16 protein-coding genes are annotated in these 20959 nt (G+C 69.4%); 5 read left to right on the top strand and 11 right to left on the bottom strand.

The genetic code is table 11. The annotated features are described in order from the left end of the window. Nucleotides 1-58: 58 nt before the first annotated feature. The 7 genes from ACWIFB_RS14480 to aceA form a co-directional block, all read right to left on the bottom strand. Nucleotides 59-1135: a hypothetical protein gene (locus ACWIFB_RS14480; protein WP_454058630.1), complete on the bottom strand. Its 1077-nt coding sequence runs from the start codon at nt 1133-1135 to the stop codon at nt 59-61. A gap of 85 nt (nt 1136-1220) precedes the next feature. After that, on the bottom strand, nt 1221-1730 hold the full coding sequence (locus ACWIFB_RS14475; protein WP_454058629.1) for a helix-turn-helix domain-containing protein: 510 nt from the start codon (nt 1728-1730) through the stop codon (nt 1221-1223). Nucleotides 1731-2010: 280 nt separating this feature from the next. Beyond that, entirely contained in the window at nt 2011-3219 is a 1209-nt protein-coding gene (locus tag ACWIFB_RS14470; protein WP_344993896.1) for a DUF445 domain-containing protein, read from the bottom strand. An 89-nt stretch (nt 3220-3308) separates the two neighbouring features. Further along, the gene (locus tag ACWIFB_RS14465) at nt 3309-3617 is read right to left on the bottom strand and encodes a hypothetical protein (protein ID WP_344993893.1); all 309 of its coding nucleotides are present in this window, start codon (nt 3615-3617) and stop codon (nt 3309-3311) included. Nucleotides 3618-3634: 17 nt separating this feature from the next. After that, nucleotides 3635-6001 (bottom strand): 5-methyltetrahydropteroyltriglutamate--homocysteine S-methyltransferase, encoded by a 2367-nt coding sequence (gene metE, locus ACWIFB_RS14460; protein WP_454058634.1) that lies wholly within the window; start codon nt 5999-6001, stop codon nt 3635-3637. 1 nt (nt 6002) lies between these two features. Continuing rightward, complete coding sequence (locus ACWIFB_RS14455) at nt 6003-6923, bottom strand: 3-hydroxybutyryl-CoA dehydrogenase (protein ID WP_454058628.1); 921 nt, start codon at nt 6921-6923, stop codon at nt 6003-6005. 192 nt (nt 6924-7115) lie between these two features. Next, the gene (aceA, locus tag ACWIFB_RS14450; RefSeq protein WP_454058627.1) at nt 7116-8405 is read right to left on the bottom strand and encodes an isocitrate lyase; all 1290 of its coding nucleotides are present in this window, start codon (nt 8403-8405) and stop codon (nt 7116-7118) included. A 195-nt stretch (nt 8406-8600) separates the two neighbouring features. Between aceA and ramB the strand changes: the two genes are divergently transcribed. The 3 genes from ramB (at nt 8601) to ACWIFB_RS14435 (ending at nt 11776) form a co-directional block, all read left to right on the top strand. After that, complete coding sequence (gene ramB, locus ACWIFB_RS14445; RefSeq protein ID WP_452098379.1) at nt 8601-10064, top strand: acetate metabolism transcriptional regulator RamB; 1464 nt, start codon at nt 8601-8603, stop codon at nt 10062-10064. A 158-nt stretch (nt 10065-10222) separates the two neighbouring features. Beyond that, nucleotides 10223-10747 carry a carboxymuconolactone decarboxylase family protein gene (locus ACWIFB_RS14440; RefSeq protein WP_454058633.1) on the top strand — a complete coding sequence of 175 codons (525 nt, stop codon included), beginning with the start codon at nt 10223-10225 and terminating at the stop codon, nt 10745-10747. 519 nt (nt 10748-11266) lie between these two features. After that, on the top strand, nt 11267-11776 hold the full coding sequence (locus ACWIFB_RS14435; protein ID WP_454058626.1) for an endonuclease domain-containing protein: 510 nt from the start codon (nt 11267-11269) through the stop codon (nt 11774-11776). Nucleotides 11777-12411: 635 nt separating this feature from the next. Here the strand turns inward: ACWIFB_RS14435 and ACWIFB_RS14430 are convergent. Next, entirely contained in the window at nt 12412-14925 is a 2514-nt protein-coding gene (locus ACWIFB_RS14430; protein WP_454058625.1) for a glycoside hydrolase family 65 protein, read from the bottom strand. Next, nucleotides 14922-15677, bottom strand: coding sequence for an HAD family hydrolase (locus ACWIFB_RS14425; RefSeq protein ID WP_454058624.1), 756 nt, complete (start codon nt 15675-15677; stop codon nt 14922-14924). The genes ACWIFB_RS14430 and ACWIFB_RS14425 overlap by 4 nt, the downstream gene beginning before the upstream one ends. 276 nt (nt 15678-15953) lie before the next feature. Between ACWIFB_RS14425 and ACWIFB_RS14420 the strand changes: the two genes are divergently transcribed. Further along, the gene (locus ACWIFB_RS14420) at nt 15954-16736 is read left to right on the top strand and encodes a hypothetical protein (RefSeq protein WP_454058623.1); all 783 of its coding nucleotides are present in this window, start codon (nt 15954-15956) and stop codon (nt 16734-16736) included. A 168-nt stretch (nt 16737-16904) separates the two neighbouring features. Here the strand turns inward: ACWIFB_RS14420 and lpdA are convergent, their stop codons facing one another. Together lpdA and ACWIFB_RS14410 are read right to left on the bottom strand one after the other, a co-directional pair. Beyond that, nucleotides 16905-18296, bottom strand: a complete 1392-nt coding sequence (lpdA, locus tag ACWIFB_RS14415; RefSeq protein WP_452099829.1) for a dihydrolipoyl dehydrogenase — start codon at nt 18294-18296, stop codon at nt 16905-16907. Between the two features lie 155 nt (nt 18297-18451). Next, nucleotides 18452-18589 carry a hypothetical protein gene (locus tag ACWIFB_RS14410; protein WP_454058622.1) on the bottom strand — a complete coding sequence of 46 codons (138 nt, stop codon included), beginning with the start codon at nt 18587-18589 and terminating at the stop codon, nt 18452-18454. 184 nt (nt 18590-18773) lie between these two features. Between ACWIFB_RS14410 and ACWIFB_RS14405 the strand changes: the two genes are divergently transcribed. Further along, nucleotides 18774-20942, top strand: coding sequence for a prolyl oligopeptidase family serine peptidase (locus ACWIFB_RS14405; RefSeq protein WP_454058621.1), 2169 nt, complete (start codon nt 18774-18776; stop codon nt 20940-20942). Nucleotides 20943-20959 lie beyond the last annotated feature (17 nt).

Here is a 20959-nt window from a genome sequence, read left to right as displayed (position 1 = left end):
CGCGCGGGTGGAGCGGGCCGGGGCGGCGGGTGGTGCGTGCGGGATCAGCCGCGCCGCATCACTTGTCGTCGTCCGCCTTGTCCGACGCCTTGTCGGTCGACGCGGCCGGCTTCGCGGCGGCGGGCTTGCCGGCCGCCGGGGTCGACTTGGTGGCGGCCGGCTTGGCGGCGGCCTGGGTCGACTTGGTGGCAGCCGGCTTGGCGGCGGCCGGGGTCGACTTGGTGGCAGCCGGCTTGGCGGCGGTCGAATTCGCGGCAGCCTTCTTGGCCGGGGCCTTCTTTGCGGGCGCCTTCTTGGCCGGGGCCTTCTTCGCGGGCGCCTTCTTGGCCGGGGCGGTACGGGCCTCGACCTTGCCGGCACCGCTCTGGATCTCGTCCGAGGCGGCGTAGGCGGCGGCATCGACCCTGTCCGCGGCCTTGTCGGCGGCGTCACCGGCGGTCTCGGCGGCCTGGCGGGCCGACTTGGAGACGCGGCCGGCGGCCTTCACGCCGATCGAGCGGGTCTGCCGGGCCACGGTGCCGAGGGCCTCCTCGCCGAGCTCGACCTGGTCCTCCACGGCGCCGGCGGCGCGGGAAACCTGCTCGTTGACGCGCGCGAGACCGGCCTCGAGCTGCGGGTTCTCCTCGCGGAGGCGGGAGACGACGTCCTCACCGCGGGCGGCGAGACCGCCGTAGATGCCCGCCGCGACCTGCACGTAGGCGTCCGCGACCTTGCGCAGCTCCTCCGGACGGAAGCGATTGACGAGCTCCTCGACCTCGGTCGGCAGCGTCTGGACGCGCTCGGGGACCTCGCTGACGCGGCTCTGCACCTCATTGAAGCGCTCGGTGGCCCTGGTCTGGGCACCAGTGACACGCTCGGTGATCTGCGACTGGGCGTCGGTGACCTTGGCCTGGGCGTCGGCGACGGCCTCCTCGGCACGACGACGCAGGTCGGAGACCAGACCGGACACGGCCTGGATCGCGAGATCGTTGGCGCCGACGTAGGCGTAGACCGGGGTACGCACGGCGGCGAAGGCCTGGCCGAGCGGGCCGTCGAAGGCCGGGTCCTTCTCCACGGACTTGGCCGGGGCGGTCTTGGCGGTGCCGGACGTCTTCTTGGCGGCGGTGGTCTTCTTGGCGGGCTTCTTGTCGGTCATGTCGACTCCTTACAGGTTGTGGTCTCGTTCGGGTGTTCTCGTCTGCGGTGTTCTCGTGGCCCCGCGGGCCGCCGTGCGACGTTCCTCAGGGGACGTCGACGACCTGGTCGGCTGCGGTCGCGTTGTTCGCTCGGAACGACTCGTAGATCTCCACGAGCACCTCCCTCTGGCGTTCGGTGAGGTCCGGGGCGGTGAGGATCGCGTCCCTCACCGGGCTCCCCTGCTTGAGTTCGAGGATCCCCGCCTGTGCGTACAGCACCTCGGCGGACAACCTCAGCCCTCGGGCGATCTGTCCCAGCACCTCGGCGGACGGCTTGCGCAGCCCACGTTCGATCTGACTCAGATACGGGTTTGAGACGCCGGCACGCTCTGCGAGCTGCCGGATGGACACCTGAGCGGCCTCCCGCTGTGCACGGATGAACGACCCGATGTCCTGCGAATCGGACGTGCGCTTCCCCCCCTCGCCCCTGGGGCCGGCGCCGTCACGCGGCAACTCCCCCGTGGGCTTGGCGGACCTGCGGGCGAGTGCGTCCTCCGCCTGCCCGGAAGCGGATCCGATCGCCTTCTCGTGCTTACGACCACGCTGTGCGGCCATCGGATACACCCCCTTCGTGCGCGTCGTCTGTCATCGGCTGGAGCCAACGCTAACAACGAGTGCTAACTGCAGCAAGCGCTATGTGATCGATGAAACCGTGTGCTTGCTCACATCAGACCACCCCCGGCGGGCCCGGTGCCGAGGCCCCCGAGACCTATGAAACTCCACGTCACGGGCGGGGCCACACAGCGACGAACCGGTACGCACAGGTCGCGACAGCGAAAAGCTCGAGCACCGCGGAGCCGGGCGGGGGTGGGCCCGAAAGTGAAAAGCCGTATCTCTAGAAGAGGAGTTCGGTAGCAGTGTGGATCGCCAGCCCTGCCAGCGCTCCCACAACGGTGCCGTTGATACGGATGAACTGCAGGTCCTTACCGGCGAGCAGTTCGATCTTGTCGGAGGCCTCGTCGGCATCCCAGCGCTCGACCGTCTCGGAGATGATCGAGGTGACCTCGCCGGCGTAGTTCTCCGCCACGTAGCGGGCGGTGCGGGTCATGTAGTCGTCGAGACGGTCGCGCACCTTGACGTCGTTGACCAGCATGTCGGCGAGGCGGCCCAGTAGGTCGTCGATCTTGAGGCGCAGGGTGGAGTCGGCGTCCTCGGTGGCCTCGATGATCATCCGCTTGGCGGCCGCCCACGCGGATCCCGCGGCGCGGCGGACCTCGTCGCGGTTCATGACCTCCTGCTTGAAGGTCTCGAGCTTGGCCATGGTGGCCGGGTCGTGCTGCAGGTCGCGGGCGAACTCCTCCACGAACCCGATCAGCGCCACCCGCACGGGGTGCTGCTTGTCGACCTTGATCTGCCAGGTCCACTCGCTGAGCTCGCGGTAGGCGCGGTCCGAGAGCAGCTCGTTGACGAACTGGGGAGCCCACGTGGGTGCCTTCTCGCGCACCCAGCGGTCGATCGTCTCGGGGTGGGCCTCCACCCAGCCGTGCGCCCGATCCGCCATGAGATCCATGAGCGGTAGGTGCCGCCCCTCATCGAGGAGTTCGGCGAGGATCCTGCCGGCGGGCGGGCCCCACTCCGGCTCCGCGATACGCGCGACGATCGTGCGCTCGATGATCGCCACCGCGTCCTCGTCACGCAGCACCGCCAGCACCGAACGGATGGCCTTGGCGGCCTGGTCGGAGGCCATGGCGCGGTGCTCGGGTTCTTGTAGCCATTCGCCGGCCCGCTCGGGGATGTGGGCGCTGCGGACCTTCTCGCTCACCATCTCGGGATCGAGGAAGTTCTCGCCGACGAACTCTCCGAGCGAACTGCCGAGCTGATCCTTCTTCCTGCGGATCAGCGCGGTGTGCGGGATGGGGATGCGCAGCGGGTGGCGGAACAGCGCGGTGACGGCGAACCAGTCGGCCAACCCGCCGACCATTCCGGCCTCGGCGGCCGCGCGCACATAGCCCACCCAGGGGTCGGCGCCGTTGTGCAGCGCGTACTCGGCGACCAGATAGACGATCCCGGCCACGACGAGGAAGCCCGTCGCGACCGTCTTCATCCGGCGGAGGGCGGACCTCCGCTCGGCGTCAGCCTCCGGGTCACCCGCCTTGAAGGCGGACGATCCGGCGGCGACGGACTTCTCGAGCGTCAGTGCGCGTCCTCGCGCCCGTACTTACGGAAGCCGACCATGCAGGTACCGAGCCCGATGAGGAACACGACGGTGGTGGCCACGACCGCGGCGATCACCAGGCCGAGCCCGACACCCATGTTGTCCTGGTAGTACCCGAACGCGGTGAGCGGCAGGCCCAGCATGCACATGCTCAGCAGGAGGATGGTCGATCCGAGGTAGATCTCGGTGGAGTACAGCGGGAAGGTGGGGGCGACGGTCGTCGCGTACTCCGGGTAGTACTCCTCGACGATGGCGGCACCAGTGTGCTCGAGGGTCTGACCGGCCATGATGTCGTCCTCTTTCGTCAACTACCGATCCCACGCACGTCAGGCGCGGGACTTGTAACAGTGATCCTATTAGAACCTCGGGTATCCCGGGCAACCGCCCGCCGGATTCGCCTCGCGGCGGCCACCAGATTCCGCAGACTCGGCTCCAGCTGCCAGGTGTACCGGCTCTTCAGGCCCCCGTCGGGCACCGCCCACAGTCGCTCCAGCCCCACCGCGGCCACCCCCTCGTGGAGCCGCTCGTGCAGCAGGTCGATGTCCGGCACGAAGCCCGAGCGCGACTCGTAGACGCCCGGCGCCACCTGTCGCGTCAGGGTGTGGTCCTGCAGGGCGTCGAGCACCCAGTCAATCGACCGGGTCGCCACGATGTTGGTCACATCGGCGTCCAGCTCCTCGATCGCCTCGGTCATCACGCGCAACGACGAGTAGCTCAGGTGCGTGTGGATCTGCGTCTCCGGCTTCGCCCCGGCGGTCGCCAACCGGAACGTGCCCACCGCCCAGTCGAGATAGGCCCGGCGGTCCGCGCCGCGCCGCGGCAGCAACTCGCGGATCGCCGGCTCGTCCACCTGGATGATCGCCGTCCCCGCCGCCTCCAGGTCCGCCACCTCGTCACGGATCACCAGCGCGAGCTGCGTCGCCACCTCCGGCAGCGCCAGGTCGGTGCGGCAGAACGACCGCGCCAGCATCGTTACCGGACCCGTCAGGACGCCCTTGACCGGGCGCTCGGTGAGCGACTGTGCGTAGCCGGTCCACTCGACCGTCATCGGGGCGGGCCGGGCCACATCTCCGTACAGCACGGGCGGGCGCACGCAGCGCGACCCGTACGACTGCACCCAGCCGTTCCGGGTCGCCGCGAACCCGTCGAGGAGTTCGGCGAAGTACTGCACCATGTCGTTGCGCTCGACCTCACCGTGCACCAGCACGTCGAGCCCGATGTCCTCCTGCAGTCGGATGACCGAGGCGATCTCCTCGCGCAGGTACTCGCGGTAGCGCTCGAAATCGATGCGCCCCTCCGCCAGATCGAGCCGCGCCCGCCGGATCTGGACCGTCTGGGGAAACGAGCCCAACGTTGCTGTCGGGAGTGTCGGCAGCTGCAGCCGCTGCGCCTGTCGGGCCGCCCGTTCCGCATACGGGAGGCGGGCCTTGTCGTCGTCGTCGACCCCGGAGGTTCTCGCGCGCACATCCTCGCGGCGCGCGCTGGGCAGCACCGGAAGCGGGCGCCAGCGAGGCGTGGGGCCGTCCTCGAGCGCGGCGGCGAGCGAGACCACCTCGGCGACCTTCTGGTCGGCGAAGGCCAGCGAATCGGCCAACTCGGCCGGCAGGTCCGACTCCGCGCCCACGTCGTACGGCACGTGAAGGAGGGTGCACGAGGCCGTCACCACCAGGTCGGTGAACACGGTCTTGAGCTCGCGCAGGTAGTCGAGCGTCGCGAACTTGTCTGTGCGCCACACGTTCTGACCGTCGACGACCCCGGCGTAGAGGCGCTTGTCGCGCAGTCCGGGGATCGCCGCGAGGTCGGCGGTCGACCGCCGTCCGTGGACCAGGTCCAGCCCGATCGCCTCTACACCGGTGGAGGCCAGTGCCGGCAGCGCGTCCCCCAGGTCGCCGTAGGCGCCGGTCACCAGGATCCGCGGGCGCGTGGCCACCGCGGCGAGCCGGTCGTAGGCGCGGCGTAGACGGTCGATCTCGGCGTCGGTGCGCTCCATCGTCATGCACGGCTCGTCGAACTGCACGCACGTCACGCCCGCGCCGGCCAGCACCGCCAGCAGCGTCTCGTACTGCTCCAGCAGCCGGTCCAACATGTCGAGCGGCTCGAATCCCGGGGCGGCGCCCGGCTCGACCTTGCTGAGCAGCAACAACGACACCGGCCCGGTCACCACGGGACGGATCTCGTAGCCCAGCTCGCGCGCGCGGCCGATCTCCGCGAGCAACTCGTCGGGCCGCAGCCCGAGCGCGATGTCAGCGGAGAACTCGGGCTGGCGGTAGTGGTAGCCGGTGCCCTGCAGCGCCACCAGCTCGAGCGGCGGGACGTCGGCGCGACCGCGGGCGAGCGCGAACACCGTGTCGACCGGGGCCAGTCCGTCGATCAGGTCCCGGAACCGCGCCGGGACCGCGCCGAACAGCAGCGCGTCGTCGAGGACGTGATCGTAGAAGGAGAAGGTGTTGCCGGGCAGTTGGGTGAGGCCCGCGTCGTGCAGGTCGTGCCAGGTGGTGTCGCGGATCCGGCGCCCCACGGCGAGCAGCTCGGAACGGGTGTCGTCACCGTGCCAGTACCGCTCGAGGGCGCGCTTGAGCTCCCGGCGACGACCGATGCGTGGGTAACCCGGGACGCTCGAGGCGCGGGTCGGCTCGAGGTGCCGCGAGAATGATGACGACGACGACACCAGCTCAGCGCGCCACGGCTGCGGTCACCCGCGAGGAGTCGTAGCGGTAGAAGCCGTGTCCGGCCTTCTTGCCGAGCCTGCCCGCCTCGACCATCCGCAGCAGCAGCGACGGCGGCGAGTACAGGGGCTCCTTGAACTCGGCGTACATCGAGTCGGCGATCGCCTTGACGGTGTCCAGGCCCACGTGGTCGGCCAGGGAGAGCGGACCCATCGGGTGCGCGCAGCCCAGAACCATGGCGCGGTCGATGTCCTCGGGCGTCGCGAATCCCGACTCGGCCATGCGGATGGCGGAGAGCAGGTAGGGCACGAGCAGCGCGTTCACCACGGCCCCGGAGCGGTCGGCGGAGTGGACGACCTGCTTACCCAGGACCTGTTGGGCGAACGCCTCGGCGCGGGCGCGGACCGCGTCCCCGGTCTCGAGGGTGCTCACCAGCTCGACGAGCGGGAGCACGGGCACCGGGTTGAAGAAGTGCATGCCGATCACGCGCTCGGGGCGGGTGGTGCACGTCCCGAGCTTCATGATGGGGATGGAGGAGGTGTTGGAGGCCAGGACGGCCCGCGGGTCCGTGACGACGCGGTCGAGTTCGCGGAACACGGTGGCCTTGGCGGTCTCGTCCTCGACGACGGCCTCGATCACCAGCTGGCGGTCCTCGAAGTCACCGAGGTCGGTGGTGAGGCGCAGCCGCAGCGCGGCGCGGTCGCGTTCGCGCTCGGTGATCTTGCCCGACGAGACACCGCGGTCCAGCGAGTCCAGGATCCGGGCGCGGCCCTCCGCGGCCAGCTCCCTGGTCGACTCCCAGACCAGGACGTCGACGTGCGCCCGCGCGCACACCTCGGCGATGCCGGCCCCCATGAGCCCGGCGCCCACCACCCCGACGCGGGTGATCCGCCCGTTGTCGGTGGTCGCGTCGCGGGGGCTGCTCATCGGTTCTGCGTCCTTCTCGAGGGCGTTTGGCCGGCCTCCGGGCGTGCGGCGGAGAACGGATGGTGCGCTGACGCCACCGGGGGCCGCGGTCGCCTCGTCGAGACGGCCACGGCCCCCGGTGATATCTACATCATGGTGAGCGTCGACCTGCTGCGGTCGGGCGCTCGCCGACCCGTGCGGGTCGACCAGGGGTCAGTGGAACTGACCCTCCTCGGTGGAGCCCTTCAGCGCCGCGGTGGACGTGTTGGGGTCGACCGTGGTGGCGATGCGGTCGAAGTAGCCGGCGCCGACCTCGCGCTGGTGCTTGACGGCGGTGAAGCCACGCTCCTCGGCGGCCTTGAACTCGCGCTGCTGCAGCTCGACGAACGAGGTCATCTGGTTGCGGGCGTAGCCGTAGGCCAGATCGAACATGCCGTAGTTGAGCGAGTGGAAGCCGGCCAGGGTGATGAACTGGAACTTGAAGCCCATCGCGCCGAGCTCCTTCTGGAACTTGGCGATGGTCTCGTCGTCCAGGTTCGCCTTCCAGTTGAAGGAGGGCGAGCAGTTGTAGGCCAGGAGCTGGTCCGGGTACTCGGACTTGACGGCCTCCGCGAACTGCTTGGCGTACTCGAGATCCGGGGTACCGGTCTCCATCCAGATGAGGTCGGCGAACGGCGCGTAGGCCTTGGCACGCGCGATGCAGGGCTCGATGCCGTTCTTGACGTTGTAGAAGCCCTCGGCGGTGCGCTCACCGGTGATGAAGGGACGGTCACGCTCGTCCACATCGGAGGTGATGAGCGTGGCGGCCTCGGCGTCGGTGCGCGCGATGATGACCGACGGGACGTTGGCGACGTCGGCCGCGAGACGGGCCGAGGTCAGGGTCCGGATGTGCTGGTTGGTCGGGATGAGCACCTTGCCACCGAGGTGGCCGCACTTCTTCTCCGACGCGAGCTGGTCCTCCCAGTGCACACCGGCGGCGCCGGCGGCGATCATGGCCTTCTGCAGCTCGTAGGCGTTCAGGGCGCCACCGAAGCCGGCCTCGGCGTCGGCCACGATCGGGGCGAGCCAGTTCTCGACCGCGGTGTCACCCTCGATGCGGGCGATCTCGTCGGCACGCAGCAGCGCGTTGTTGATGCGGCGGACGACGGTCGGGACCGAGTTGGCCGGGTACAGCGACTGGTCCGGGTAGGTGTGACCCGAGAGGTTGGCGTCGCCGGCGACCTGCCAGCCCGAGAGGTACACGGCCTCGAGGCCCGCACGGATCTGCTGCACGGCCTGGTTGCCGGTCAGCGCGCCGAGGGAGTTGACGAAGTCCTTGTTGTTGACCTTGTCCCAGAGGATCTCCGCGCCGCGGCGGGCGAGGGTGTGCTCCTCGACGACGGTGCCCTGCAGATCGGCGACCTGCTGAGCGGTGTAGTTGCGGGTGATGCCCTTCCAGCGGGGGTTGGTGTCCCAATCCTTCTGGATCTCTTCAGCGGTACGTGCCTTGCCGATGTTCGACATCGCGACTCTTTTCTGTCTCGGGGGCGGACTCGAGTTCGCATATCTGCGAGTTGCGAGATCCTGTACGACACAAGAGTGCCACACCCACCACACCCCGTCTACCTGCGACTTGTGCAAATTCCGCGAGTTTCCTTGCCTCTTTTGCAAACTTTGCGAAGAATGTGGGGTGCACCACGAACTGGAAGGGGAAAGCCGATGACGGCCTCACATATGGGCGCGCGACTGCGGCGTCTGCGAGAGGAGAAGGGCCTGACGCAGGCCGCCTTCGCCACGTCGCTCGGCTTGTCGTCGTCGTACCTCAATCAACTAGAGAGGGACACCCGTCCCGTCACCTCCCGCGTCCTCACCACCCTCTCGGAGGTCTACGGCGTCGATTCGACCTTCTTCGCCTCGGACGCCGACACGCGCCTGATCGCCGAGCTGACCGAGGCGCTCACCGACCCCCAGGTCTCCTCGGGCATCCCCACCTCGGAGGTGATCGATCTCGTCCAGGCGCACCCCTCCCTGGCGCGGGCCTTCGCCGTCCTCAACCAGCGCTACCGCAACTCGGCGGATCTCCTCGCGGCCCTGACCGAGGCCCGGAACCTGCCCGCCGGCGAGCTGGACAACTCGGCGCTGGCGATGCCGCACGAGGAGGTGCGCGACTACTTCTACCAGCGGCAGAACTACATCGACTCCCTCGACACCGCGGCCGAGGAGCTCACCAACCGGATCCGCATGAACCGCGGCGATGTGCGTACCGAACTCGAGAACCGGCTGTCGGAAACGCACGGCGTGCGGGTGGTCCGTCGCGTCGATCTGCCGGACGGCCTGTGGCATCGGTACTCCGCCGAGGAGCGGCGCCTCGACCTGTCAGCGCATCTGACCGCCGGCCAGCAGGCGTTCCGCGTGGCCTCGGAGCTGGCGTTCCTGGAGCACGGTGATCTGCTCGACCAGTTGGTCGCCGACGGCGCGTTCAGCTCCCCGGCCGCGCACGCCATGGGCCTCCGCGGCCTGGCCAACTATTTCGCCGCCGCCGTCCTCATGCCGTACGAGCGCTTTCTCGATACGGCGGAGGACTTCCGCTACGACGTCGAGCGCCTCATGACCTTCCACGCCACCGGGTACGAGACGGTCTGCCACCGCCTGTCCACGCTCCAGCGGCCTGGGGCATCGGGCGTGCCGTTCAGTTTCGTCCGCGTGGACCGCGCGGGGAACATGTCGAAGCGCCAGTCCGCGTCCGGCGTCCACTTCACCACGTCGGGCGGCACGTGCCCGCTGTGGAACATCTACGAGACGTTCTCGTTCCCGGGCAAGATCATGCGGCAGGTCGCCGAGACCACCGACGGCCGCATGCACCTGTGGGTGTCGCGCACGGTCACCACCCGACCGATGCGCTTCGGCCAGTCGCGCAAGACGTTCGCGATCGGCCTGGGCTGCGAAGCGCGCCACGCGCACCGGACGGTGTATGCGCAGGGCCTGGACCTGAACGACGCCGACGCGGCCACCAAGATCGGCGCCGGCTGCCGGATGTGCGAGCGCCCGGCCTGCCCCCAGCGCGCCTTCCCGCCGCTCAACCGCACGCTGTCCGTGGACGCCCACCGCTCGGCGCTGTCGCCGTACCTCCTCGACGAACCCGGCTCCCCCGCACCGTCGACTGCCCTACCCTTGCGGCCATGAGCCAGCCGAGCGACACCCCTGACACCAGCGCCGCCACGCCCCGCCCCACCGGCACGTCCGGCGGCGCTGGCGTCTCCGCATCCGGCGCGCCCGGCGAACCCAGCGCATCGGCACCCAGCGCCCCCGGTGCGTCAGGCGGCGCTGGCACGGCCCCGCGCATCCGCCCCGGGGGCTTCCGCGAACTCGGCCCGATCGGCTGGGCGGTCAACCGCCTGGGCGCGCGCGTCACGGGCAAGCGCGACGTCCACCTGTTCGCCACGCTCGGCCACGCGCGCCGTCTCTTCCCCGCCTGGCTCGCGTACTCGGGGATGATGATGCCGTTCGGGGTCCTCGACCGCCGCACCACCGAACTGGTGATCCTGCGAATCGCGCATCTACGGGGCAGCGTGTACGAGCGGGCTCACCACGAGCGGATCGGGGCGGGTGTAGGACTCGACGACGACGAGATCGCCCGTACCACCGAGGATCCGTCCACCGCCCCGTGGACCGACCGCCTCCGGGCCGTGTTGATCGCTGTCGACGAGCTGGTGCGGACCAAGGACATCGCCGACGACACGTGGGCCCGTCTGTCCTCCCATCTCAATTCGTCGGAGCTGGTGGCGCTGGTGCAGTTGGTGGCGCAGTACGACGGGCTCGCCACCTCCCTGCAGGTCCTGCGCATCCAGCCCGACGAGCCCCGCTGACCTGCCGAGCCCGCTGGTCAGCTGCCCGGAGAGGGCCCGCCGCCGCAGTCCGCGCTCCGTTATGCACTGTTTCCACAGCCCCCAGCCTCTCCACAGCAGACCGATCATCACGCCGCCATTCGGACGGTGTCGTGCTCAGTGCCCGGCATCATCACGGCTATGACCAAGAACAACACTCATGACGAACATCCCGCACTGTCTCTCGCTCGTCTGACTCACGAGATCTCACACGTTCCGCGACGACGCCGTGAGCGGGACTTCGTCAAGGTCGTCGACGGGCTCTGGCTCCCATCCGGCGTCACCCGCGATCTCGAAACACTCTCAGTGGCCTACTCCCGCCTCTACCCGGGCGCCGTGTTGACCGGTTGGTCGGCTGCAGTCATCCACGGAGTCGCCCCTCTGCGCCATGACACGGTGCCGGAATTGTCCGTCGGGTCTCATGGCCGGGAACGACGAGGCCTTCGCATCAGGCGGTATTCGGTTCCGGAACAGGCGGTGATCACGCTACGTGGAGTCCGCGTGACCGCGCACCGCTGGACAGCTTTCGATCTGGCGAGATTCAGCGATCACGTGCAGGGCGTGCAGGCGATTGAGGAGCTGTACCGTCATGGCTTGTCCCGGGCCGCTTTCGCCGAAACCGTGACGTACATGGCTGGCACCTGGGGCGTCGCCCGTGCCCGGAAGGTTCTCGCGGATGCGGATCCCCGTAGTGAGTCCCCACGGGAAACCGAGACACGCCTGTTCCTCAAAGAGGCAGGGTTCACTGATTTCGTTCCCCAGGTCGAGGTACCCGAACTCGGCTATCGCCTCGACCTGGCGGACCCGGAACACAAGATCGCCGTCGAGTACGACGGCCCCCACCACGACGACCCGGTCCAACAGTCCAAGGACCGCCACCGACGAAACCGCCTGCAGGCCGCGGGGTGGATCGTCATCGTGGTCGACCGCAGGATCTTCCGCCATCAGCAAGATGACGTTCTCGAGCAGGTCCGCGCGGCATACCTTTTACGGAGAGCAGCGGCGGCATAGGACGTTCGACGTGAGCTCGGCACCCACTCGCCAAACCGCGCACCCCGCAACCGCGCGACCGCGCAGCGCAACGGCCGCCGGATGCGCTGGCTCGGTGACAAATGAGCGGACACCCAGCGCAAGCGAGGCTGCATGTGCTGGCTCTGTGCCCAGCTCCGGCATGTGCGCTGGCTCTGTGTTCGCGGCCGTGAGGAAAAGCGCCTTCATCGAGACGCTCCGGACGCCGAATGAGCACGACAGCAGCGCAAGTGCCCCTACTGGCGCTGGCTACTCGCCCTAGGCTGGCTGGTTGGTCCCAGCCACCAGCGCAAGTCCCCGGAATCCGTACAACAAGTCAGCGCAGGTCACGGAGCCAGCGCAAACGAGGTCAGATGCGCTGGCCACGCGCACAAGCGTCGGATCGCGACAGCAGCGCGCCCACAACGCGGGCCGCGGCCGTGCCGACTCCGGGAAGCGGCAGGCCGGGCCGCGCCCGCGCCGACTCCGGGAAGCGGCAGGCCGGGCCGCGCCCGCGCCGACTCCGGGAAAGCGGCAGGCCGGGGCCGTGCCCGAGCCGGACCGAGCGAGCCGGACCGTGTTCGAGCCGGACCGAGCGAGCCGGCGGGGGCCGGGGCCGGGGCAGGGCCCGGGCAGGGTCAGGGCAGCGGCGCCTGCTCGCCCGCCGACTCTGCGTGGGACAGGCACACGCGGGCCCGGTCATCCAGCTCCAGGACCATCGTCTCCCCCGCCGGCACCCACACCTGGCGTCCCTGCACGGTGCAGTCGAAGTCGACGCCGTCGAGGTTGGTGATCGTGATCTCGGTGTGCGTCACGCGGACCTTCACGAGCGTCCCGCGCACGGTCAGCCGGAACGTCAGCGCGCCCCACTCGGCGGGCACGCGCGGGTCGAACGAGATGTCGCCACCGTAGTCGCGCATGCCGCCGAACCCGCTCACCAGCGCGGACCACACACCCCCGGTCGAGGCCACGTGGATGCCGTCGGCGGCGTTGCCGTGCACGTCCGCCAGGTCCACCACGAGCGCCTTGGAGAAATGTTCGAACGCCTCGTCGCAGTAGCCGATCTCCGCGGCGATGATCGACTGCACGACCGCCGACAGGGTCGAGTCACCGGTGGTCAACGGGTCGTAGTACTCGAAGTTGGCGCGCTTCTGCTCCTCGGTGAACTCGTCCCCGCGAAGGAACATCGCCAGCACCACGTCGGCCTGCTTGAGCACCTGGTGCCGGTAGATGACCAGCGGGTGGAAGTGCAGCAGCAGGGGCCGGCGCGGGTCCTCGAGATCCTGGTCCCACACCTCCTTGGCCAGGAAGTCCTGGTCCTGCGGGTGCACCCCCAGCACCTCGTCGTACGCGATCACCATGTTGCGGGCGGCGCGCTTCCATTCGCTGATCTCGTCGTCGTCGAGCTTCAGGCGCTGACAGATCGCGCTCCACCGGCCGTCCCCCAGTTCGGCGATGCGCTTGCACGCGACCGCGGCGGCCAGCAGGTTGAACCGGGCCATGGCGTTGGTGAACAGGTTGTTGTCCACCACGGTGGTGTACTCGTCGGGCCCGGTGACGCCGTGGATGTGGAACATGCCGTCGCCGTCGAAGAACCCGAGCGAGACCCACATCCGGGCGGTCTCGACCAACACGTCCACGCCCTCGCGGATCATGAAGTCCTGGTCCTCGGTGGCCCAGAGGTACTTGACCATGGCGTGCGCGATGTCGGCGTTGATGTGGTACTGCGCGGTGCCGGCCTCGTAGTAGGCGGAGGCCTCCTCGCCGTTGATGGTGCGCCACGGGTAGAGCGCGCCCTTGACGGACAGGAACTTGGCCCGCGCACGCGCCTTGTCCAGCATCGAGTAGCGGAAGCGCAGGGCGTTCCGCGCGAACTGGGGCATCGTGTACGTGAGGAACGGCAGGACGTAGGTCTCGGTGTCCCAGAAGTAGTGGCCGGAGTAGCCGCTGCCGGTGACGCCCTTGGCGGCGATGCCGTTGTACTCCGCGCGCGCGGAGGCCTGGGCCAGCTGGAAGAGGTTGAAGCGGATGGCCTGCTGGGTCTCGACCGGCCCGTCGACCTCGACGTCCGCGCGGGCCCAGAAGTGGTCGTACCAGTCGCGCTGGGTGCGGTGCAGGTCCTCGACGCCGCGGACGCGGGCCCGGGCGAGGGTGCGCGAGCAGCGGTCGGCCAGCTCCTGGGCGGGGACGATCTCGGAGGTGTGGTAGGCCGCGAGTTTGGTGAGCGTGAGGGTGCGGCCCGGGGTGACGTGGGCGTGGTAGACGATCTTGGAGGAGTCGTCGCCGATCTCGTGGCTCATGGCCACGTCGTCCTCGGACTCGAGCTGGTGGTCCACGCCCACGGCGATCGTCATGCCCGAGTTGGCGCAGCGGTAGCCGTGCACCTGGTAGCCGCGCTGGCCCTCCGTGAGCTGCGGCTCGAGCACGCGGTGGTCGAGGCCGTCGGCGCGGCGCGGGTCGAAGCTCTCCTCGGGATCGGCCCGGGGCGAGCGGTACTCGTCCTCGCCGTCCTGCCGGTTGATCACCTGGGAGGAGATCACGACCGGCGCGGGCTCGTCGGGCAGTTCGATCTCATAGGTCATCACGGCGAGGTGCTTCTCGACCATCGACACCATGCGGCTGGTGCGGATGATCACCTTCTTGCCGGCGGGCGTGCGCCACACGAGCTCGCGGCGCATGATGCCGTCACGGAAGTCGATGCTGCGTTCGTAGTGTTCGAGGTCGGACACGCCCACCCGCAGCGGTTCGTCGTCGACGTAGATGCGGATGGTCTTGGTGTCGGGGACCTGGACCATGGTCTGGCCCTCGCGGGCGAGACCGTAGGCGTCCTCGGCGTGCTGGATGTGCCACGTCTCGTGGAAGCCGTTGACGAAGGTGCCGTGCTGGGCGGAATCGCGCCCCTCGTCGGGGTTGCCGCGCATGCCCAGGTACCCGTTGGCCACGGCGAACTGCGTCTCGGAGACCCCCAGCGGGGACGCCTTGGGGTTGGTCTCGACCCAGCGCCACGGGTCCGCGGGGTGGCTGGTCCTGTTGATCTCCGGCACCTCGAGGTGACTGCGCAGGTTCACGCCGTAGGTGGTGCGGATGTTGCCGGGGACCGACTGCCCGACGGTGTCGTGGACAGGTCCGCGGGCGATGTGGGAGCGGGTCACGCGCGCGCCTCCGTGGGATCGGGGATGAGTTCGACGAGGTCGACGACGACGACGTCGGCACCGGCGTCCAGCAGGACCTGTTTCCCGGCCCCGCGGTCCACGCCGACCACACGGGCGAACCCGCCGGCGGCGCCGGCCTGCACACCGGAGACGGCGTCCTCGACCACGACACAGCGGTCGGCCGGTACGCCGAGGAGCTCCGCGCCCCGCAGGTACGTGTCGGGCCGGGGCTTGCCGGGGATGCCCTCGGCTGCGGCGACCTCGCCGTCGACGATGACCTCGAAGCGATCCCGCAGGCCCGCGGCGATCAGGACGGCCACCGCGTTCTTGGAACTGGACACGACGCACTTGGCGATCCCGGCCGCATCCAGCGCGTCGAGGTAGGCCACGGACCCCGGGTAGGCCTCGATGCCCTCGTCCAGCAGCTGGCGGAAGACCGCGTTCTTGCGCTCACCGAGACCGGTGACGGTGTCGGTGAGCGCGAGGTCGGCGGCGGCGTTGTCGTCGTCGTCCTTCTTCTCCTCGCCCATCGGCAGGGTGAGGCCCCGCGCGGCGAGCATCGACACGATGCCCTCGGCGCGCGGCTTGCCGTCGATGTATCGGAAGTAGTCCTCGTCCGAGTAGGGCTCGAGGCCGCGCTCGGCGAAGTAGCCGGTGAACATGCGATTCCAGGCCTGCATGTGCTTTTCGGCGGTCGGGGTGATCACGCCGTCGAGGTCGAGGAGCACTGCCTCGATACCGTCGTGGTCCATCTCGCTGTCCTGCTTCCGGGATCGGGGTCGGATTCGGGTGCGGTTCAGGTTCGGCTCGCCGGTCAGCCGGTGCCGCACCAAGGGTAGCCACACCCACCCGGTTTCACCGATAACCCGGCAACGCCGATCCCCCCTGATCGGGCGCGACGGCCGCCCCCTGCCGAGGCCCGGGCCGGGTGGACCGTGGTCGCGGGGCGCCTCGTAACCCGGGGCGGGTCACCCGCCAACCGGGACTCCGGTGGCACTATGTGAGCAACCCTGAATTAAAGGAGAGAGATGCGACTCCGCACCCGCACCCCCCGACGCGTTGCGATCGCCGGCCTCGCCTTGGTCACGGCGGCCGGCCTCGCGGCCTGTTCGTCCGACTCGGAAAGCAACGAGGACGCCGCCGGCGCCGACACCCCGTCGTCGGAGTCGACAGACCAGGGTTCCGCGCCCCAGACCCCGGTCGAGGGGCGCGTGCTGACGGAGGGCGAGGCGCCGGGCGGCGGTGTCGTGCAGGTGATCGACAAGCCCATGCTGCAGGAGTCGGTCGACAAGCTGGTCGCCGACCAGGGCCGGCAGCTCATGGAGGATCCGGCCTGCGACAAGGTCTCGCGACTGGAGACCGTCTCCAACCACGCCACCGGCGACGGTGTCACCACGATGGTGCGCTACAAGCAGTCGGAGGCGGACGAGACGGAGCATCGCTTCGGCATCGGCATGGTGGGCTGGCGGCTCGACGAGTTCCTCGACCGCTCGCTGTACGAGGCGTGCCACACCTCGCGGAGCGTGGCCAACCCGAACGTGGAGCTCGTCATGACGGTGCAGGACGCGCCGGTCGTCGAGGGCACCGAGGGCTTCCGCGTGATCAGCGACTTCATCACCACCCAGCCGGACGGCACGCAGCAGATCAGCCGGGCCATCGCGCTGCACGGTTTCGCCCGCGACACCACCGTGAGCGTCGAGTACGCGGCCCGCGGCAACGACCCGGCGGCCGACCCGGTTCTGCCGACCGCCGCGGGCGCGCTCGAGGCGATCTACACGGCGCAGATGGAGAAGATCGCCAACGCCGAGTAGGCACGGGCCGGACCGCCGCCGGCCCCACCCGACCATCGACGCACCCGCCCGTCGACCCACCCGCCCGTCGACCCACCCGCCCAACGCGAAGAGCGTTCCGAACGCATTCCCCGAGTAGGGAGTGCGCGGAACGCTCTTCTCGTTGAACGGGGTGGCGGGAGGGGCCCGTCAGAGGTTGATCATGTGGCCGGCGATGCCGTGGACGGCTTCCTTCATGGCCTCGGACAGCGTCGGGTGCGTGTGCACGTTGCGGCCGATGTCCTCGGCGGTGAGGTCCCACATCTGCGCCAGTGTCAGCTCGGGCAGCAGCTCCGAGACGTCCGGGCCGATGAGGTGGGCGCCCAGCAGCTCGCCGTGCGTGGAGTCGGCGATGACCTTGACGAAGCCGACCGCGTGGCCGAGCCCGTGGGCCTTGCCGTTCGCGGAGAACGGGAACTTGGCGACCTTCACGTCGTAGCCCTCGTCCTTGGCCTGCGCCTCGGTCAGCCCGAACGAGGCGACCTGCGGCTGGCAGAAGGTGGCGCGCGGCATCATCCGGTAGTCGCCGAGGGTCTGGGTGTCGGCACCGGCCATGGTCTCGGCCGCCACGACGCCCTGCGCCTCCGCGACGTGCGCGAGCTGCAGCTTCGCGGTGACGTCGCCGATCGCGTAGATGCCGTCCACGTTGGTGCGCATGTGGTCGTCGATGTCGATCGCGCCGCGGTCGGTGAGCTCGACCCCGGTGTTCTCGAGCCCGAAGCCCTCGACGCGCGGGGCGAAGCCGATGGCCATGAGGACCTTGTCGACGGTCAGGGTCTGGGTGTCCCCGCCGTCGTTCTTCTCGATCTGCACCTCGACCGAGTCGCCGTTGTCGGTGACCTTGGTCGTCTTGTGGCCGGTCAGGAGCTTCACGCCGAGCTTCTTGTAGTGCTTGACCATCTCCTTGGAGACGTCCTCGTCCTCATTCGGCAGGACGCGGTCCATGAACTCGACGATCGTGACATCCACGTCGTAGTTGGCCATGACGTAGGCGAACTCCATGCCGATCGCCCCGGCACCGACGATCACAATCGACTTGGGCAGCTCGCGGCTGAGGATCTGCTCCTCGTAGCTGACGACGTTCTCGCTGAGCTCGATCCCGGGCAGCGTCTTGACGACCGAACCGGAGGCGATGATGCAGTTGTCGAACGTGTACTTCGTGCCGTCGACCTCGACCGTCTTGGCGTCGACGAACGTGCCGTAGCCGTTGATCTCCGTGACCTTGTTCTTCTTCATGAGGAAGTGGACGCCCTTGACGATGCCGTCGGAGACCTTGCGGCTGCGATCGAACGCCGCACCGAAGTCGAAGGAGACGTCCCCGGAGATGCCGAACGTCTTGCCGTCCTTGAGAACGGTGTGCGCGAGCTCGGCATTACGCAGCAGGGCCTTGGAGGGGATACAGCCCACGTTGAGGCACACGCCGCCCCAGTATTTCTCCTCGACCACGGCCACCTTGAGGCCGAGCTGCGAGGCACGGATGGCGGCGACGTAGCCACCGGGGCCCGCGCCGAGGACGATGAGATCGAAATGAGTGTCAGCCACGACACACAGGGTATGCGTATCCGGCGGGCGAGGCACCTCATGCGGCCGGGAAGACACCCGAAAGTGGAAACCCGCGGCGAGCGAAGGCTGCAGAAAATAGACTGACGCCGCCCACTCCGCGGGAGGAGGGGCGGCGTCAGTGCCTCGGCGGCAGATCAGGACATGTTGCCCAGGATCGACTTGACGGCGTTGGCGACGACCTCGCCGATGGTCTCCGCGATCTGGTCCGTGATCTTGTCGGTCGAGCTGCCGGAGCCGCTGGAGCCGCCGAGGAGGTTGGTGATGGAACCCATTTGTGTGTCTCCGTTTATCGAATGCATTCCCGAGTGCAATCGAGAATGGCCGGGTCAGGCGACCCACGCTCATCGAACAGGGTACTTAGCGATTGTCCAGGTAACAAGACCCTGAGCGAATTAGTTGTCGCGCTCACCCCTCCCCTTTCTCGCCACTTCCCGCGGCCACGGCATCATCGAGATCATGAGCACCTCCACACCCTCTGATCCGTACCTCCACCTGGAGGACATCGACAGCGCCGCCTCCCTGGCCTGGGTCGCCGAGCGCAGTGATCGCACCCTGGCCGACCTGGCCGTCGGCGAGCACGCGGAGGCCTCCTACACCCGCGCGAAGGGGATCCTGGACTCCACGGACCGTATCGCGTGGCCGGTGTTGCGGGGCCGTTATGCGTACACGGTGTGGAAGGACCGCGAGCACCCCCGCGGGTTGTGGCGCCGGGTGCCGTGGTCGGTGTTGGAGCAGGGCGCGCCGGCGTCGGATCATCCGGCGTGGGAGACGCTCGTGGACGTGGACGCGCTCGCCCGCGAGGAGGACGTCAACTGGGTGTACGCGGGGACCGTCGTGCGCCGCCCCGAGGACGACCGGGCGTTGATCCGCCTGTCGCGGGGCGGGGCCGACGCGGTGGAGGTCCGCGAGTTCGATCTCGTCGAGCGTCGGTTCGTGCCGGCGTCGGAGGGCGGGTTCCATCTGCCGGAGGCCAAGTGCTCGGTGTCGTGGGTGGATCGGGACACGCTGGTATTGGCGGCGCCGTTGGATCCGGCCGGGGCCGATGCGACGAGCTCGGGGTACGCGCGGGTGGTGCGCCTGTGGCGCCGCGGTTCCGATCCGGCGGGGGCCCCGGTGATCTTCGAGGGGTACGACGACGACGTCGCCGTCGGCGCCGGATATGACATCGACACCGGGCGTCTCGTCGCGAGCCGCTCTCCCGATTTCCATACCTCCCAGGAGTGGTTCTGGCGCCCGGGCGGCCTTCCGGAGACCGAGAAGCCGTTGCAAGTCCCGGTGCCCGAGGATTGCCGGGTGGGCTCGAGCGGGCCGTGGTTGACGCTGCGTCCGCGGACAGAGGTGGAGGTCGCCGGCGGCACGTATCCCGGTGGGTCGGTTCTGGTGGTGCCGTGGTCGGCGCTCGACGACGACCCGTCCCGGCTGCCCGAGCCGACGGTGCTGTTCTCCCCCACCCCCTCGACGACGGTCGAGGACGTGTCGTGGGGCCGCGGCCGTGTGGTACTGACGGTCCTCGAGGACACGGAGTCCCGGCTCGAGGCGTTCGCGATCCCCGATACCGGCACCGACACCGCCGGCAGATCAGACGCGGGCGGGCCGTCGACCGCAGCCGACGGGTGGCGGAGGTTGCCGGTCGAGGGACTGCCCGAGCACGTGTCGATCGACGTCCTCTCGCTCGACCGACATTCCGACCCGTCCGCCGACGGCGGGTCGCCCCACCCGGACGAGGCGGTGCTGGCGGTGTCGGGACCGGTCGTGCCTCCGTCGCTGGTGTTGCTGCGGGCCGACGGTTCCACCACGACGCTCGGCTCGACCCCGGACCGCTTCGACACGTCCGGCGTGGAGGTCACCCGGCACACGGCGGTCAGCGACGACGGGACCGAGGTTCCGTACACGGTCATGCGCGGCCCCGGCCCGGAGGGCCCACGGCCGACGATCCTGTACGGCTACGGCGGGTTCACGGTGTCCATGCGCCCGTCCTACGCCGCGCTGAGGGGCGCGCTGTGGCTCGAGGAGGGCGGCGTCTACGTGGTGGCCGGCATCCGCGGTGGCGGCGAGTACGGGCCGGAGTGGCACCGGGCCGCCGTGCGGGAGAAGCGGCCCCGCGCCTACGAGGACTTCGCCGCCGTGGCCCGCGCGCTTGTGGACTCGGGCGTCACCACCCGCGAGCAGCTCGGCGCGACGGGCGGCTCCAACGGCGGCCTGCTCATGGGCGTCATGCTGACCCGCTACCCGCAGCTGTTCGGGGCGCTGGCGATCGCCGTGCCCCTGCTCGACATGAAGCGCTATCACCTGCTGTTGGCGGGCGCCTCGTGGATGGCCGAGTACGGCGACCCCGACTCGGCCGACTGGGACGACTTCCTGGGCGCGTACTCGCCGTACCAGCACATCCGGCCCGCCTCGGAGGTCACCTACCCGCCGGTGCTCATGACCACCTCGACGCGGGACGACCGCGTCCACCCGGGCCATGCCCGCAAGATGACGGCCGCGCTCGAGGCCGCCGGCCATCACGTGGAGTACTACGAGAACGTCGAGGGCGGCCACGCCGGCGCCGCGGACAACTCGCAGGAGGCCCGCAAGGCGGTCCTGACGTACGAGTTCTTCCGGCGGCGGTTGTCGTCGTCGTGATCGGGGTGGCACCCGCC

Source organism: Dietzia sp. NPDC055340 (assembly GCF_053645335.1).
Note: the sequence above shows the minus strand (reverse complement) of the source record. Positions and strands in the feature narration are given on the sequence as shown.

Bases quoted from the DNA above. Each gene is read 5' to 3' on its own strand.
- ACWIFB_RS14480 (WP_454058630.1), bottom strand. From the start codon at position 1,135: ATGACCGACAAGAAGCCCGCCAAGAAGACCACCGCCGCCAAGAAGACG.
- ACWIFB_RS14475 (WP_454058629.1), bottom strand. From the start codon at position 1,730: ATGGCCGCACAGCGTGGTCGTAAGCACGAGAAGGCGATCGGATCCGCT.
- ACWIFB_RS14470 (WP_344993896.1), bottom strand. From the start codon at position 3,219: ATGAAGACGGTCGCGACGGGCTTCCTCGTCGTGGCCGGGATCGTCTAT.
- ACWIFB_RS14465 (WP_344993893.1), bottom strand. From the start codon at position 3,617: ATGGCCGGTCAGACCCTCGAGCACACTGGTGCCGCCATCGTCGAGGAG.
- ACWIFB_RS14455 (WP_454058628.1), bottom strand. From the start codon at position 6,923: ATGAGCAGCCCCCGCGACGCGACCACCGACAACGGGCGGATCACCCGC.
- aceA (WP_454058627.1), bottom strand. From the start codon at position 8,405: ATGTCGAACATCGGCAAGGCACGTACCGCTGAAGAGATCCAGAAGGAT.
- ramB (WP_452098379.1), top strand. From the start codon at position 8,601: ATGACGGCCTCACATATGGGCGCGCGACTGCGGCGTCTGCGAGAGGAG.
- ACWIFB_RS14425 (WP_454058624.1), bottom strand. From the start codon at position 15,677: ATGGACCACGACGGTATCGAGGCAGTGCTCCTCGACCTCGACGGCGTG.
- ACWIFB_RS14420 (WP_454058623.1), top strand. From the start codon at position 15,954: ATGCGACTCCGCACCCGCACCCCCCGACGCGTTGCGATCGCCGGCCTC.
- ACWIFB_RS14410 (WP_454058622.1), bottom strand. From the start codon at position 18,589: ATGGGTTCCATCACCAACCTCCTCGGCGGCTCCAGCGGCTCCGGCAGC.
- ACWIFB_RS14405 (WP_454058621.1), top strand. From the start codon at position 18,774: ATGAGCACCTCCACACCCTCTGATCCGTACCTCCACCTGGAGGACATC.